The organism is Maribacter dokdonensis DSW-8, assembly GCF_001447995.1.
Classification (GTDB): domain Bacteria; phylum Bacteroidota; class Bacteroidia; order Flavobacteriales; family Flavobacteriaceae; genus Maribacter; species Maribacter dokdonensis.
This window is the reverse complement of the sequence record NZ_LDPE01000001.1, coordinates 1,182,197-1,196,847: the sequence shown is the minus strand read 5'-3', so window position 1 is coordinate 1,196,847 and position 14,651 is coordinate 1,182,197. Positions and strand designations below refer to the sequence as shown.

14 protein-coding genes are annotated in these 14,651 nt (G+C 35.0%); all 14 read right to left on the bottom strand.

Going from position 1 to position 14,651, the window contains the following annotated elements:
* Positions 1-30: 30 nt before the first annotated feature.
* Positions 31-1,128 carry a hypothetical protein gene (locus tag I600_RS05230; RefSeq protein WP_058103421.1) on the bottom strand — a complete coding sequence of 366 codons (1,098 nt, stop codon included), beginning with the start codon at positions 1,126-1,128 and terminating at the stop codon, positions 31-33.
* A gap of 14 nt (positions 1,129-1,142) precedes the next feature.
* Positions 1,143-3,098 (bottom strand): FAD-dependent oxidoreductase, encoded by a 1,956-nt coding sequence (locus I600_RS05225; protein ID WP_058103420.1) that lies wholly within the window; start codon positions 3,096-3,098, stop codon positions 1,143-1,145.
* Between the two features lie 457 nt (positions 3,099-3,555).
* Positions 3,556-3,930, bottom strand: a complete 375-nt coding sequence (locus I600_RS05220; RefSeq protein WP_058103419.1) for a VOC family protein — start codon at positions 3,928-3,930, stop codon at positions 3,556-3,558.
* An 85-nt stretch (positions 3,931-4,015) separates the two neighbouring features.
* Positions 4,016-4,831 carry a helix-turn-helix transcriptional regulator gene (locus tag I600_RS05215; protein WP_058103418.1) on the bottom strand — a complete coding sequence of 272 codons (816 nt, stop codon included), beginning with the start codon at positions 4,829-4,831 and terminating at the stop codon, positions 4,016-4,018.
* 206 nt (positions 4,832-5,037) lie between these two features.
* Entirely contained in the window at positions 5,038-6,288 is a 1,251-nt protein-coding gene (locus tag I600_RS05210) for a mechanosensitive ion channel family protein (protein WP_058103417.1), read from the bottom strand.
* Between the two features lie 72 nt (positions 6,289-6,360).
* On the bottom strand, positions 6,361-7,209 hold the full coding sequence (locus I600_RS05205; RefSeq protein ID WP_058103416.1) for a universal stress protein: 849 nt from the start codon (positions 7,207-7,209) through the stop codon (positions 6,361-6,363).
* A 120-nt stretch (positions 7,210-7,329) separates the two neighbouring features.
* Positions 7,330-7,749 (bottom strand): GreA/GreB family elongation factor, encoded by a 420-nt coding sequence (locus tag I600_RS05200; RefSeq protein ID WP_058104285.1) that lies wholly within the window; start codon positions 7,747-7,749, stop codon positions 7,330-7,332.
* Between the two features lie 164 nt (positions 7,750-7,913).
* Positions 7,914-9,203 carry a Glu/Leu/Phe/Val family dehydrogenase gene (locus I600_RS05195; RefSeq protein WP_058103415.1) on the bottom strand — a complete coding sequence of 430 codons (1,290 nt, stop codon included), beginning with the start codon at positions 9,201-9,203 and terminating at the stop codon, positions 7,914-7,916.
* Positions 9,204-9,444: 241 nt separating this feature from the next.
* Complete coding sequence (locus I600_RS05190; protein ID WP_058103414.1) at positions 9,445-10,065, bottom strand: MCP four helix bundle domain-containing protein; 621 nt, start codon at positions 10,063-10,065, stop codon at positions 9,445-9,447.
* 127 nt (positions 10,066-10,192) lie between these two features.
* On the bottom strand, positions 10,193-10,552 hold the full coding sequence (locus I600_RS05185) for a hypothetical protein (RefSeq protein WP_058103413.1): 360 nt from the start codon (positions 10,550-10,552) through the stop codon (positions 10,193-10,195).
* A gap of 35 nt (positions 10,553-10,587) precedes the next feature.
* Entirely contained in the window at positions 10,588-11,016 is a 429-nt protein-coding gene (locus I600_RS05180; protein ID WP_058103412.1) for a GreA/GreB family elongation factor, read from the bottom strand.
* A gap of 308 nt (positions 11,017-11,324) precedes the next feature.
* The gene (locus I600_RS05175; protein ID WP_058103411.1) at positions 11,325-12,644 is read right to left on the bottom strand and encodes a sigma-54-dependent transcriptional regulator; all 1,320 of its coding nucleotides are present in this window, start codon (positions 12,642-12,644) and stop codon (positions 11,325-11,327) included.
* A 2-nt stretch (positions 12,645-12,646) separates the two neighbouring features.
* The gene (locus I600_RS05170; protein WP_058103410.1) at positions 12,647-13,735 is read right to left on the bottom strand and encodes a sensor histidine kinase; all 1,089 of its coding nucleotides are present in this window, start codon (positions 13,733-13,735) and stop codon (positions 12,647-12,649) included.
* 138 nt (positions 13,736-13,873) lie between these two features.
* A complete protein-coding gene (locus tag I600_RS05165; RefSeq protein ID WP_058103409.1) occupies positions 13,874-14,458 on the bottom strand; it encodes a TetR/AcrR family transcriptional regulator in 585 nt (194 codons plus the stop codon).
* Positions 14,459-14,651: the final 193 nt, after the last annotated feature.

The window sequence follows — 14,651 nt, the reverse complement described above, 5'->3', positions numbered from 1 at the left end:
TGTTCTAAACAGACCTTTAAAATTACTTTTTTAAAGTTTATGCTTCCATTGTTGATAATAGTCTTCAATTTTTAATTTATCATCTGCGGACAATTCTTGTGTCTTTAAAAAGTAATACACCCTACGGGAAATTAAAAAATCATCTGCTCTCAAAAGTGCTGTTAATTGAGAAATGGTATTGGGTGTAGTTAGTTTTTTTTCTTTTAGTATGTTCAAGAATATATCAATTTCTTGATAGCTGAATTTGGCAATCAAAGGGTTTGTTACATTTATAAAAGCAGTGTTTAATTTTTGTTCAGTTTGCAAAATATCGGTTAGGTATAAGACACGATTAGCAGAGTTAACAGCAGGTAATAATTGTTGGGCACCGTATTGATAAATATCGCCGGGAGCACTATTCCAATACCGCATACTGGTTCTCAATAGCTCAGGGTTTGTTTTAATGGCATTTATTATGGCGTTGACCGTTTTCTTTGAAAAATCTTTCTTTCTGATTAATTGTTCTAGTGCAAATAGTTGATAATTGTCTTTTTGTAAGAAAGACTGCAATTCGCTTTTTGAATATGAATTTCCGGTAATATCCCTAATGTGCTGCTTTACATCTCCGTGTGCCCAATGCCATAGGGAATAGCAGGTCCAGACCGCTCCTTTTACATAAGTCGATTTTTCTAGTAAAATAGTCTCACCAGACATTGCATCTACGCCCTCACTGCCCACCGTACCTACAATTTCATCTTTATATACATTTTTTAGGGCAGAGTTCTCATTCTTTAATATTTCATGTAGTTTTTTATAATCGGCATTGGTGAAGCTTTTTCCTTCTGATTTTTCCAATGCAACGTCATTAGGTAACACAAGCTTGTTAAAGTGTCCTAATTCATCCCAATAAATGCGAACCACATCTATCTTACATTGATTATCGCCACATACTACAGATTCTACATCCATGTAAAACTCATGAGGTAATGCCTTTTCATTAGTTATTTTCACCAATGTGCAGGCTACCGGTTCGGTTAAACTGATGCCTTTATGTATAACATGTAATGTATGCTTTATTTCATCTGTAGAAATAAAGCTGACCCATGGAAAAAGGCAAAAAGATAAGGCGAAATAGATGATGTGCTTCATATGTTATATCCAAGTTAACTATAACATCTTACTTCAAATAATTTGGCATGATCTGCGCCATAGGTACTTTTTAAATTAATACGTACCGCAGTGGTTTCTATGGTTTCAAAATTAAATTTGATCAAGCGGGTTTTGTTTTTATCTATACTGCCTATTTTAACCCAATTGCCATCCATGCGAGCTTCTATATCCAAGGATTGTAATAGTTCCTTAGGAACTTTTGTGGTATACACATCATTTTCTAAACTATCTCTGCGTAGCATCAAGTTTCGTTTTACATTGGTATCACATTTTAATTCAAGCTGAGAGATATTTATACGGTCATCCCATTCAATTTGAACATGCGCCGGTAGTCCGTCAGATTGCCAATGATGTGGATTGTCATTGTAATCTTTTGACCAACCATCGTTCAATAATTTTGCATCGCCAGAAGATGTACTAGAGCCAAATATCAATGCTGCTCGTTTAACCAGATCTGTGCTGTCATTTGCAGGTTTGTTTGGAATAAATGCATCGTCCCTAATTAATTGTTCTTGCAATTCTTCAATATATGTTTTTCCCAATTTACGTGGTAAAACTTTCTTTTTTACACACAAGGCAGCCGCCGTACCTATTGCTTGCCCTTCAAGCGCACATGTAGCCATTATACGGGAAGATGATAAGGCTATATGTGTCTGACTTATATTTCTACCTGCAAATAAAAGATTAGGTACATTTTTAGAATACAGGGAACGAAATGGTATTTGGTACGGCTCTTCAAAATCTGCGTGAAAATAACTGGGCGGTTCGTTAAGGTTCTCAATTCCGCCAGGGTTGTGTTCATCTAAGGACCAACCGCCAAATGCCACTGCATCTTCAAATTGTTTGTTCTTTAATAAATCTGGTTCGCTAAGAATATAATCGCCAATAAATCTGCGGCTTTCTCTTTTGCCGGGTAATGAAGAAACCCAATCTAAAGCATAGTTTTCTGTTTCGGGAAATTTACCTGAGTTTTTCATATAGTCCCAAACGCCGTAGGCATATCCTAAAAGTTTATGTTTATTATCTTCGAATTCACCAATAATATCTTCATCACTACCTAACTCTACCCACCAAAAACCTAATTCAAAAGGTTTTAACTGTCTTCCTTTGTGAGATTTTTCCGCGTCATATTTAAGGGTGAAATGTGGCGGTTCAAAAGGCATAGGTCTACCCATGTCTTTTGAACCTAAAAGCACGGTAGAGCCCATTTGCCAACCATCTGCCTCTTTGGGCGCATATTTCTCATTAAATTCAGAAGAGGCTTCCCTACCGGTTCTGTATAGTGCGCCAGCGGTAGCACCCAATAAGCCATCACCTGAGCAATCTATAAAGATAGATGCCTCTATGGTAAATTCAGTTTCAGTGGTCAATTGCCAACAATAAGCGGCTTCAATTTTACCGTCGTCTGACATTATGGCTCTAATTGCCGTGGTATTCAGTTTTAGATCAAGGTTTTCTTCCTTGGTGATAAAGTCATACAAAATATGGTCCCAAACAGGGTAGGAGTCTTGTGGGTTATGAAAGCGATTGTGTAATAGTATTTCTTCAATGATACCGGTTTCTCGTTCTGGCAAACCGTTTCTTAAATGATTTACCCCGTTGAGGTGAACACGGATTTCGCTTGAAGAGTTACCGCCTAATACAGGGCGGTCTTGAATTAAAACTACTTTAGAACCATTTCTTGCAGCAGCTATGGCGGCACACATGCCTGCAGCTCCGCCACCAATAACGGCAACGTCATAGGTTTCTGTTTTTCGTCTGTCCGGTCTTGGCTTTTTGCCGGTACCCATTTGGTGCCATTGATTGGGGTCCGTATTGCCAAAAGGCTTTTCTGATGTTAGGTCTGTACTATTTGCTTTTTCTGGGTCGTTTGAATATCCGGTTAATGGTATAACACTTGCGCCTAGAGTTGCTTTTACAGATTTTTCAAAAAACTTTCTTCTTTTCATTTTGCGTTAAATGGTTGAGTTGATCTTAAGTTGTTTTGATATTTTAAATCGCATTTATCTTTTTTAGTATAATTGATTAGCGAAAAGCAAAATTTTGACAATTAGCTGCACATCTTATAAAAAAAAATGAGATTGTTCAAAGCAAAAAACAGGTTTAGATAATACGAGAAAAACTATCTCTTTTCTGTTATTGTTAAATAGTAATAATATGAATTTTCACCTTATGAAGTAAGTGTAAACATTGGGTTTTAGATACCTGTCTAGTTTTTTATGAGTGTGTTTTATGCAAATTTCTTTTCTGTTTGATCATTATGGGTATACATGCTCTATCTAAACGACCTTAGAATAGGTTTTTTAGGAGATTTACATTCATTTGAAAAAAGGAAAGTTTAATAGAATAGCAGATTGTAGAAACTGCTATTCTAATTTTCAAAAGTTTGTCTTTATGCCCTTTGAATTATTTCATGGAGTGCAACCCTATAGTATTACCATCTCTATCCATTAAAATGGCTACAAAACCAAATTCGCCAATAGACATCTTTGGTCTTATAATTTTTCCGCCTGCTTGTCCTACTAAATTCTCTTCAGTAGTACAGTCTTTGGATTCAAAATAGACCACAGTATTGTTACTGTTTGCTATAAAATCTTCTTTTTCTACCAATGCCCCAGTAATATTTAAACCTTTTGGGTCAAATGGAAAACCAGATTGCTTGCCAAATTCAATAGGAAAATCAATAAGTTTAATATTAAAAACTGTTTCATAGAACTCTTTGGCACTTTGTAAGTTTGAAACATGGATATCAAACCAGTTTACAGGATTTACGTTTGTCATTTTATTTTCTTTTATATTTTGTTGCTTTATTGCACAACAAAAGTGCCTTTACTTTAAAATATAAAATTGTAAAAATGGGACAAGCTTACTTTTTGTTGTCAAAAATCATGGACATTTTTAAATCATCCACATAAAACTCTTTAGGAGTAAGCCCTGTAAATTCTTTAAAATCTTTAATGAAATGTGCTTGGTCAAAATATTCGTTTTCATAAGCCAAATCGGTAAGACTCGTAACTTCTTCAGTTAATAATTTTTTTAAAGTATTCTGAATTCTAATAGTTTTGGAAAGTTGCTTGGGACTCAACCCAATAGTGGATGAAAATTTTCTGACCAGCTGTCTTCTATGAATGTTATTTTGTTTTGAAAGTTCATTCACAGAAAATTGTCCATTGGCCTCTAAAATGGTCTCAATAGTAGATTTTACAATATGGTCAATATTTTTTTTATCTATTAATCGGGCAAGTAAAAAGGTTTCTATTAGCGCTATTCGTTCTGCAGTAGAGTGGGCTTCTAGAATTTGGTTTCCAAGTATTTCGCCTTCCTTGTCAAACAATACATTTAACGGCACTGCAGTATTTTGTATTTCTTTAATATTGATGTCTGCAAAAGGGAAAAATCCGTTTGGCTGAAATCTAACTACAAAAGTACCGGTAACACCTAGTGGTTCTACAATATACGGTTGTGTTAATTGCCCAATTAAAAAACACTTAGGTAATATGAAACTTTCTTTTGAATTTGGGTGATGTCTATAGGTATCTCCGTAATGAAAAATTAGTTTCATTGTACCATCGGGTATTATAGTATTTTTTACAGGAGTGTCTTCAATAGCACTTTCCAATGTCCAGTAACATTGAACCCATTCCTTTAAATTCTGTTGTGGTTCAAATATATTAGGATTCATTGCTAGCTATTATTTGTTTTGAGAAGTTTTAGGAAAAAGAAAGAACGATTGATTAGTTACAGCCATCCTAAGTTTATCCTCTATTGCTTTTAATCTACTCTATAACACCGAGATTTCAATAATTAATCTGGTAAGAAAGATACTATAATCTTTGAAAATCAATAGTATAGGTGAGATAAAAGTACGAAGCTATGGATCAGCGAAAATTAATTTTCAACGGCAGAAATAGAAACGGGAATTTCATAAACCTGTAAATGAAAATAGGGTAGTGCGGCCAGTAAATGGTCAAAGATATCTGCCATAACATACTCATAGTTTTCCCAACGTTTATCTGAGCTAAATGCATATATTTCTAAGGGTATGCCTTGTGGCGTAGGTGGTAATTGACGAACCATTAAGGTCATTCCCTTATTTATGGCAGAGTGGGTTTCTAAATAATCGTTCACATATTTCCTGAACACTCCTATATTGGTCAAATTTCTACCGTTAATGGCAAGGTCTTTATTGATGTTGTTAGAGGTGTTGTAAGAATTGATCTGCTCGTTTCTGGTTTTAAGGTATGGCGCAATTAATTGTATTTTTTCAAATTCCTCCAAATCTGTTTCAGAAAGAAAACGTATACTTTTTTGACTTAAGATCAATGCGCGCTTAATTCGTCTTCCGCCAGAATCTTGCATACCACGCCAGTTCTTGAAAGAATCTGATATTAAGGCATAGGTAGGAATGGTCGTAATTGTCTTATCAAAATTCTGAACCTTTACCGTCGCCAATGATATTTCTATAACATCGCCATCTGCACCAAACTTATCAAAACTGATCCAGTCGCCAATACGCACCATATCATTGATACTTACTTGTATACTAGCCACCAACCCAAGTATAGAATCTTTGAAAATAAGTAGAATAACGGCAGAGCCGGCACCCAGTGCGGTAAAGAACTTCCAAACTTGAATTTCGGTGATAATGGCGAAAATAGTGAAGATACCTACGATCCAGGCAAAGATCATAAACACCTGTATGTAACTGCCCATAGGTTTATCTCTAAACCTTGGCTTGGTCTTTAAATAATCATTAATACTGGTAAAAACACTTTTGACTACATATAATGCAAGCACTACAAAAAGTACATGTAAAAACTTTAAAACAATTTCTGCGGCATAGTCAAAGCCAATAAAGGCAAAGGGTACAAATTCTATTAATATGCTTAACGGAACAATATGAGCCAAATATCTGGGCACCCTGTTGGCTACCAAAAAATTATCGAAATTGGTTTTTGATTTTCTTGCTAGCCTTAGTGAAACTGAACGTAGAACTTTCCAGATCAAAAGATCCAAGAACCAAGCCAACACTAATGCAACAATTAATAATATGGCTAAATTAAGATATGATGCGGCAGTAGTACTAAGTCCAGCTTCTGTAAGATAATTAAAGAGTATTTTATGAAAATCGTCGTTCATTTATCATGTTCTTTCAACCTTACAAAGGTACTATTTGTGAAAGCAACAAGTTAAACTGTTAAGGTAATTTTATTATTTACTATGTATGGCCAGTACGGGTACCTCTGCATAATAGCCCAGGTTGTTCAATGATAGTCTCCCAAAACCAAATCTTTCCCAAAATGACGGTTTTTTGTCTACATAACTGATCATATTTGAATGCCTTATAGCTACAAAACAATTTAATGCAATGGCCATTTTGACATTGCGCAAGGTGTTAAAGCTATGGGCTACGTCTTTTAGCTGATTACGTAATTTTACTTTGTTCCTTTTTTGACCAAAACTTAGGTTGCTCGGCTGTTCTAAACTAAGTACTTGTATGCTTGCGTTGCTTAGTTTGGCAATAGTAACCAAATATTCAATTTCAGATTTTTTAATGTTCGTATTAAAATTAGTGGTCAATACAATTTCTTTGGGTTGATTGAAATCTACATTGCCGGGAACAATTAATATTGGATTTTCCTTTACGTTCTTTAAAATTTCCAAGGTATGTTGACCATATGCTGCTTCGTTTTTATTTGCCGAGCCTTTAGCTCCCAATACAAGTAAATCAAATTGTATCTTCTTGTTCAGGTTTTTGACTGCACTTAAAAGTGACATAGACTCAGATACGGCATAGAAACTATGCTTAGTATTTTTGTTTAAGCTATGTAATCTGGCAATGGTTTCTCTTAAACCTTTTTTAGAATTGTTTTCTGATGTTTTATTGAACGCTTCATCTGGATCAAGAAGGCTTAAACTATCAAGACCATATGTTTCTTTGGCATAGGCATGCAATATGTAAAAGCTACACTTTCTATCTTCAAACAGCTTTATAGCGTAAAGCATGGCATTCCATGAATTTTTTGAGAAATCTGTGGGTATTAATATACTGCTTTCCATACTGTACGTTTTAGTTATTGTTAATATTCTTTTATTTAATTCAATACATGATTAGTATACTTGTCTTAGGCAATCATAATGTTTAAATTTTGTTTATCAACATAAAATGGTTTGTTGTAGTTATAATGCCATATTCAGGTTAATATGTTCGTTTTCTTGCTCCACTTTTTCAATAGTAAGTTTTTGTTCCCCGACCGGAAATTCCCATTGAACGGTATCACCTTCACTATATCCCATAACTGCTGCACCCATTGGTGTAAGAATTGAGATTTTATTGTTCTTAATATCGCTGTCCGTAGGCATTACCAGTTTAAACTTTTTGTGCCAACCGCTATCAGAAACTATGGTGACCAGGGTATTTAACCGTATTACATCTTCGTGCATATCGTTAGCGTCTAAAATAATAGCAGTTTCTAGTTCTGATGCCAGCTTTTTAACAGATTTACGTAAGGTGTCATCTTTGTAATACCCAGATAGGTTCATTAATCTTTTAAGTACTACAAATTCTTTTTTTTCTATAACCAGATTTCCGTACTTCATATGCTGTGTTTTATGGTTGTACATTTAATTTTAATAGCTTGTCCATTGCCATTCTAAGCGCAGCCGAGAACATTGGCTAGCTTATTTCAAATAATTTCGACCACGCTCGTTGTGGCAGTATTACGTATTAAAATTTTTTATTGTTTGTTGATCAACTATGTATATCAAGGAAAAATACCTCGTTGTACATAAGCTTCTTCCAATCTTTCAATAGCAATGATGAATGCGGCGGTACGCATATCCACATTTCGCTTTTTAGAGGTCTCGACAACCGTGGTGAAAGAGGCTGACATTTTCTTTTCTAATTTCTCCATAACCTCATCTAACGACCATATTTCGCCATTACGGTTCTGTAGCCACTCAAAATAACTACCTATTACACCACCAGAATTGCAAAGTATATCGGGTATAATTTCAATCCCTTTTTTTAGTAGTATATTTTCGGCGTCTACATCGGTCGGTCCATTTGCACCTTCAGCAATTAAATACGCTTTAATCTTGTTGGCGTTCTTTGCCGTTATCTGGTTGCCCAATGCGGCAGGAATACATATATCACAATCTAACGAGAAAAAGTCTGCGCTATCAATGGTTCTTGCTTTAGAGAAACCTAAAATACTTCCCTTGTTACCTTGGCTATAGGCCAGCAATTGGTCTACATTTATACCTTCTTCATTGGTAATACAGCCATATGCATCTTGTACGGCAGTTAAGATAGCGCCTTCTTTTTCTAAGAAATACGCAGCCCAGTACCCTACGTTACCAAAACCTTGAACAATGAATTTTTTGTCCTTTAGGTCAATATTGTTATTTTTTGCCCAGAATTTTATAGTTAGAAAAACACCGTAGCCCGTAGCTCTATCCCTTCCTTTAGAACCGCCTGCACCAATTGGCTTACCGGTAACTACATGCATATTGGTGGAGCGTTCCGCCGGTGATTTGGTAGACATGTAGGTATCAAGTATCCATGCCATGGTTTGCGAATTGGTATTCACGTCTGGAGCAGGAATATCTAACTCAGGTCCAATATTGTCGCCCAAGGCATAGGTGAATCTTCTGGTAATCCGTTCCAATTCGGAATCTGTGTATTTCGTGGGGTCTAACTGTATTCCTCCTTTGGCTCCACCATAGGGCAAACCTGCTAGAGAAGTTTTCCAGGTCATCCACATTGCTAAAGCCTTGGCAGCATCTATATCTACAGTTGGGTGGTAACGTAGCCCACCTTTGTATGGGCCAAGAGAGTTGTTATGTTGCACTCGGTAACCGGTAAAGATCTCAACTTCACCATTGTCCATTCGTACAGGAAAATGAACAACAAATTCATTGTTGGTAACCTCAAGAATTTTTCTAATGTTCTTATTAAGGTCAATAATGTCTGCGGCATTATCAAACTGTCGCATTACATTTTCTAGCATACCTTGTTTAGGTGCTTTTTTTGGAGCTACTTTTGCTATCATTATATGTAGTTTAATACTAATTCATTATTTAATTCACTGCTAGACATTTCATTGGATATCACGGTAATGGGTTTGTTGGTGAAATCCATAAAATGAACATATTCACTGCACGAATGAATGTTATATTTATCTTTTGTGATCGAACAATAAGAATGGTGCGTACAAGTGGAGCATATGCTGCGCATATAATTTTTCATCGAGCTCATATTATGATGTATTAAAGTGTTCTTACTGTTGTTTGTTATTCTAAAACCGTCTGAGGTTTAAAAGGATAAAAAATTAACGCCAAAAGGGTAATGCCAATAAGTACTAATAGGGCAAATGCCAGTTTGGACATTAGAATATTGTTGTCTAAAGTTTTATTGGAAAGTTGAGTGAGTTGTTTGCTTTCTTCTAATTGTATTTTTGCTAGTATATTTAAATTATCATCTATTTCGGAAAGAGTTTTTAATGAGGTTGACCTTATGCTGCTTTGAATATCGTTATTGGATTGTAGCTCTTTATCTTCCAATATTCTTAGCTTTTTAAATTTGTCGGTCAGGGTATTTAAGGTATTATATTCGGTAGCGGTCAGTTCTGTAAGTGCCACTTCATTCAATAGATTTTCTACTTTTTTATTTTCTTCTTGGTTTAAAATAAAATCATGAGCTGTAAGTCTTAGTTCTTTTTCATGGAAAATGTTATTTAACTGATAAATAAAATCTTGAACCTTAACCCTATCTTCATACACGGTATTTACCGTTGTTTGCAACGTAGTAAAATGTCTTTGGTACAATCTATTTGAACCCAAAACCAACAAAAAAGTGATGCCTAAAATAAAGATGGCATGCATTCTTTGCTGTGTTTTTAATTTTGAGAACATAAGTGTTATAGAGATTAAATTATGATTGTACATTTTGCGTTAATAGGAATCCACTTGGTGTTTTCTTAATAAATCAGCCAACCTATTTATAGAAGCCAAGTGGATTACATCAACCAACTAAAAAAAATTAAAGGACTTGTAATTCGCCTGAGTTGATAGCGTCTTTGTAGTCTGCAGTTACTACTGTATGACTACCAAAAAAACGACCACCATCATTTCTCTTAATTTTAATTTGTGTAGTACCGTCCTTTTTTTCCTTAACTGAGGTAACTACAACTTTCTCGCCATGGGCCTGCCTATAATTGGCAATACCACCACGTTTGATTATAAAATTTTCTCTTGGAAAATCTATGTGTTTATACTTGTGCGATTCGGGTTTTCCTATTTCAAAAACATCACCAACACGAACCTCTGGTTGTGTAGAAGTGTTGTCTTGAGCGGTTAACATACTTACTGAAAATAACAGGGCAATTGCATATTTTATCATAACTGAATAATTTTAGAATTAATTAATATTTGTTTTTAAATGGTTGAAACTTTAGGAGTGATTTTGTTGGCTTGGTTTGGTTGGATAACTTTTTCTATGACCAGGGACATCATTTCACCTGGTAGCCCAAATGAAATTCTATCACCGACGGCGCGACCTATTACCGATGCACCTAAACTGCTGATTACTGAAACTTTGTGGTGTTTAGCATTGCTTTGCTCAGGTGGTACTATGGTAAAAGTTTGATGTACGCCCGATGCTCCAGTAACTTTTATGGTTGAATTAATAGTTACTATGTCAAAAGGGATATCTGCAGTATTCAAAACCATGGCAATACCCATATTTTGAGCTAGAAGTTCTAACGCGTTTTTATGCGCATAATCTTCAATAGAAAGATTATTCTCTAGATGATTTTTAATAGCGATGAATTCGCTCTCTTCCAAAACTAGACTACCGTATTTCATCTACTGCATTTTTAATTGTACTACGTATTACCAAACTAGTGGTAGTAGCTTTATTGTTCGCAATAGAAAATGCAAAGGGTATGCCCTAAAAGTGATTTTTTGAAAACATGTAATGTAAATTACTAACAATCAATAGTCTATAATTTTAAAAATAATTTTTGATGAAACCTGAAGTGGGGAGTATTTACCCGATTGGGTAGAATTTCCCCGATTTATTGGCACCGCCAAAGGGTATAATATTCTGAGGCTTGTCTCGATTTAAAAGTTTGTTTCCTTATGAATGCCTCATGGGCATACCTTGAGATGTTTTATTTTAGTTTTTCGCGTAAAGTTTTACGATCGATTTGAAGAATTTGGGCGGCTTTGGTTTTGTTTCCTTTCGTATGAACCAATACGCGTTGTATGTATTCTTTTTCCATTTCATAAAGTGGCCGTAACCCATTATCAGGAAAATCAATTTGATATTTTAAGGCTTCTGGCAAATCTTTTACTTTAATAATACCATCGGACATTATTACGGCGCGTTGAATAATATTTTCAAGCTCCCTTATATTACCGGGCCAATTATATCTTTCAAGAATTTGAAGCGCTTCAGGGGCAATACGCAGAAGGCGGTCCTTAAATTCTATGCCATATTTTCGTATAAACTTATCGGCTAAAATAGAAATATCGGATTTTCTTTCCCTAAGTGGTGGCACGTTGATTTCTACAACGGTTAACCTATAGTAAAGGTCTTCTCTAAATGAGCCGTTTTTTATTTCATCTTTTAAATTGGCATTCGTAGCGGCAATAATCCTTATATCTACTTTTTCAACTTTTTGAGATCCTACCCGTGTAATTTCCTTTTCCTGTAAGGCACGTAATAACTTGGTCTGTACTGCCAGTGAAGCAGTGCCTATTTCGTCTAAAAAGAGTGTGCCGCCCTTGGCCGCTTGAAAAAATCCGTTTCTATTTTCATTTGCACCGGTGAAGGCACCTTTTATGTATCCAAACAGTTCCGCTTCTTGTAAGTTTTCTGGAATAGCCCCACAGTTTACTGCAATGAAAGGTTCTCTTGAGAATTTACCAGAATAATGTATGGCCCTTGCAACCAGTTCTTTTCCGGTTCCGCTTTCACCGGTAATTATAATGGTAGCTTTGTTGTCTTTGACCCTTTCTATAATATTCGTCACTTTTTTAAAAGCGACTGATTCTCCTACCATATCTGAATATAGGTTAGGGGAGGCCGTGGCAACTTTGCTGTTTTTTCTATGGGCATTTTGTTCAAATGCTTTCTCTATAGCGTCTTTAAGTTCGGATTTGGTAAAAGGTTTGGTCAAATAGTCTGTAGCACCAGATTTTATGACTTCTAAGGAGTCTTCTACAGAAGGGTAGCCGGTTACCACCAATTTTGGAATCTCTGGGTAATGTTCATTTGCAAACTTCAGTAATTGTAATCCATCAATTTCTGGCATTTGAATATCAGTAATAATAAGATCTATAAAAGTATCCTTCAAAATAAACAGGGCCTCTTTAACTGACACCGCCTTATAAGTATGGTATCCCATAGCTTGTAAATGCCTTTGCAAAAGCTCTAGAATATCTATATCATCATCTACTATGAGTATGTTCTCTTTGCGCAAATCCATAATTACAATTTAGGAAAGTTGACCGTAAAAATAGTTCCTTTAGGCGTATTCTGTTCATGCTCTATGGTACCTTTATGGCTCGTAATTATACCATGAACTACACTAAGGCCTAAACCAGTACCTTCACCAATAGGTTTGGTAGTGAAAAAGGGTTCAAAAACCTTATCTTCCAATTCTTTTGGTATACCTTCTCCTTGATCGGCAATTTTTAAAAGAATATGATTTTCTGTATCTAGGACCTTTACTGAAATAATACCATTTTCTGGGGAATAATAAATGGCGTTCATAATTAGGTTGAACAATACTTGGGTCAATTGTACTGTATCTGCCTGTAAAACCAGATCTTCATTTTCATAAGTTGTTACTAGTTTAATTTTTTTATCACGTAATGATGGTGCTAGTAATTTTATAACGCTTGTTACAATAGGAATTAATTGAACCCTTTTCATTTCCTGCGGCATTTCGCAAGCAAAGAACATAAGTTTTTTAACGATTTCTCTACTAAAAATGGCACTGTCCATGATTTTTTCAAGATCTCTTACAGACTGCTTATCCGTCATTTTATCGGTAAGAAGTTCGGCAAAGCCAAGTATATTGGCCAATGGGGTATTTAATTCGTGAGCTATGCCAGCTGTAATCTCACCTAATATGTGCAAACGATCGGTTCGCTCCATTTTTCGTCTTGTAAGAGCTTCACTGTCACGAATTTGTTTACGTTCTATAAGATTGCCAACATCTAAGGCAACGTTGTTCAACAACGTTTGTTCCTCTATTAAAAAGTCATCAATGCTATATTTTTCTGAAGGATAGCCAACCATTACCTCGCCTTCTAACTTATTAAAGACTTTTATTTTTGAAGATAAACAGACCATATTTGGCTTAAAGTCATCTGTTTGTACAGTGTATTCACCAACTTTTAGAAAAACTTCGGTTACTTGCTCAAATTGCCATGCCCGTTTTAAGCAATAAACAATGGCTTCTAAAGATGCATCAATTTGATCATAATCTGCATTTACGATAATAGAAGTTACCTCATATAAACAGGTTAGTTCTTTTACGCGTTCCTTTAATTTTGCCTCTGCCGATGTCATAACTATTGTTGTTCAATTTGCTTTATAAAGGTCAACAATATTTGGCAGAAATGAAATGTGCAATAGGTTAAACTATGCTATTTACATTCAAATTAGGGTAAACTGGATATTTAAAAATTTTAAAAGATCTGTGAAGGTTTATGAGGCTTTTACACCATTAAAAATGAAATCCATAAATTGCTTTTCAAGTTCAATAGGGTTAATACTTGTATTGCTATTGTCTACATACTTGTTATAAGACCATCTCAATGATGATACTATACTATTTGTGGCAATTTCAATGTTCATAGGTCTAAATTCTCCTTTCTCTACACCGTCTTCCAAAATAGAGGCAATTTTAGAAATATAGTCTGATCTTTTGGCTACATATTCACTAAGTGCAGGCTCCTTTAAATTTCTCCATTCATTTGCCATAAGTGCCAGCTGGTATGGTTTTTCAAATGTGAACTGTATGTGTTTGGAAATTACCATTCTCAGCTTATCCTTTGGTGAAAAAGTTGAATCTATAATATTATCCATATAGGTTTGAAATTCTTTGGTAATCCCAATCACATAATTTTCTAAGAGGGCATCTTTAGAGTCTATATAATTATAAATATTAGCTACCTCAAAGTTCATGCGTTCCGCAATATCTCTCATGGTGGTGGCTCTAAATCCTTTTTCATGAATCAATTTCAATGTTTCCTTGAAAAATAAATCCTTTTTCACACTCTTCGCCATCATAGTACAAACATTATAATAGTAATTAACAGATGTTATTCTTTTAATTAACAGTGTAAATATAATTTTATTTCATTTTAACATTTAAATATGTAAGAATTTATTTGTTTTTTAACTATTACATGCGAAACGATCACTAAAACAATAATTAATATCCGTATCCTTTTGTAGGAAAATACATTATATCTTAGATTCA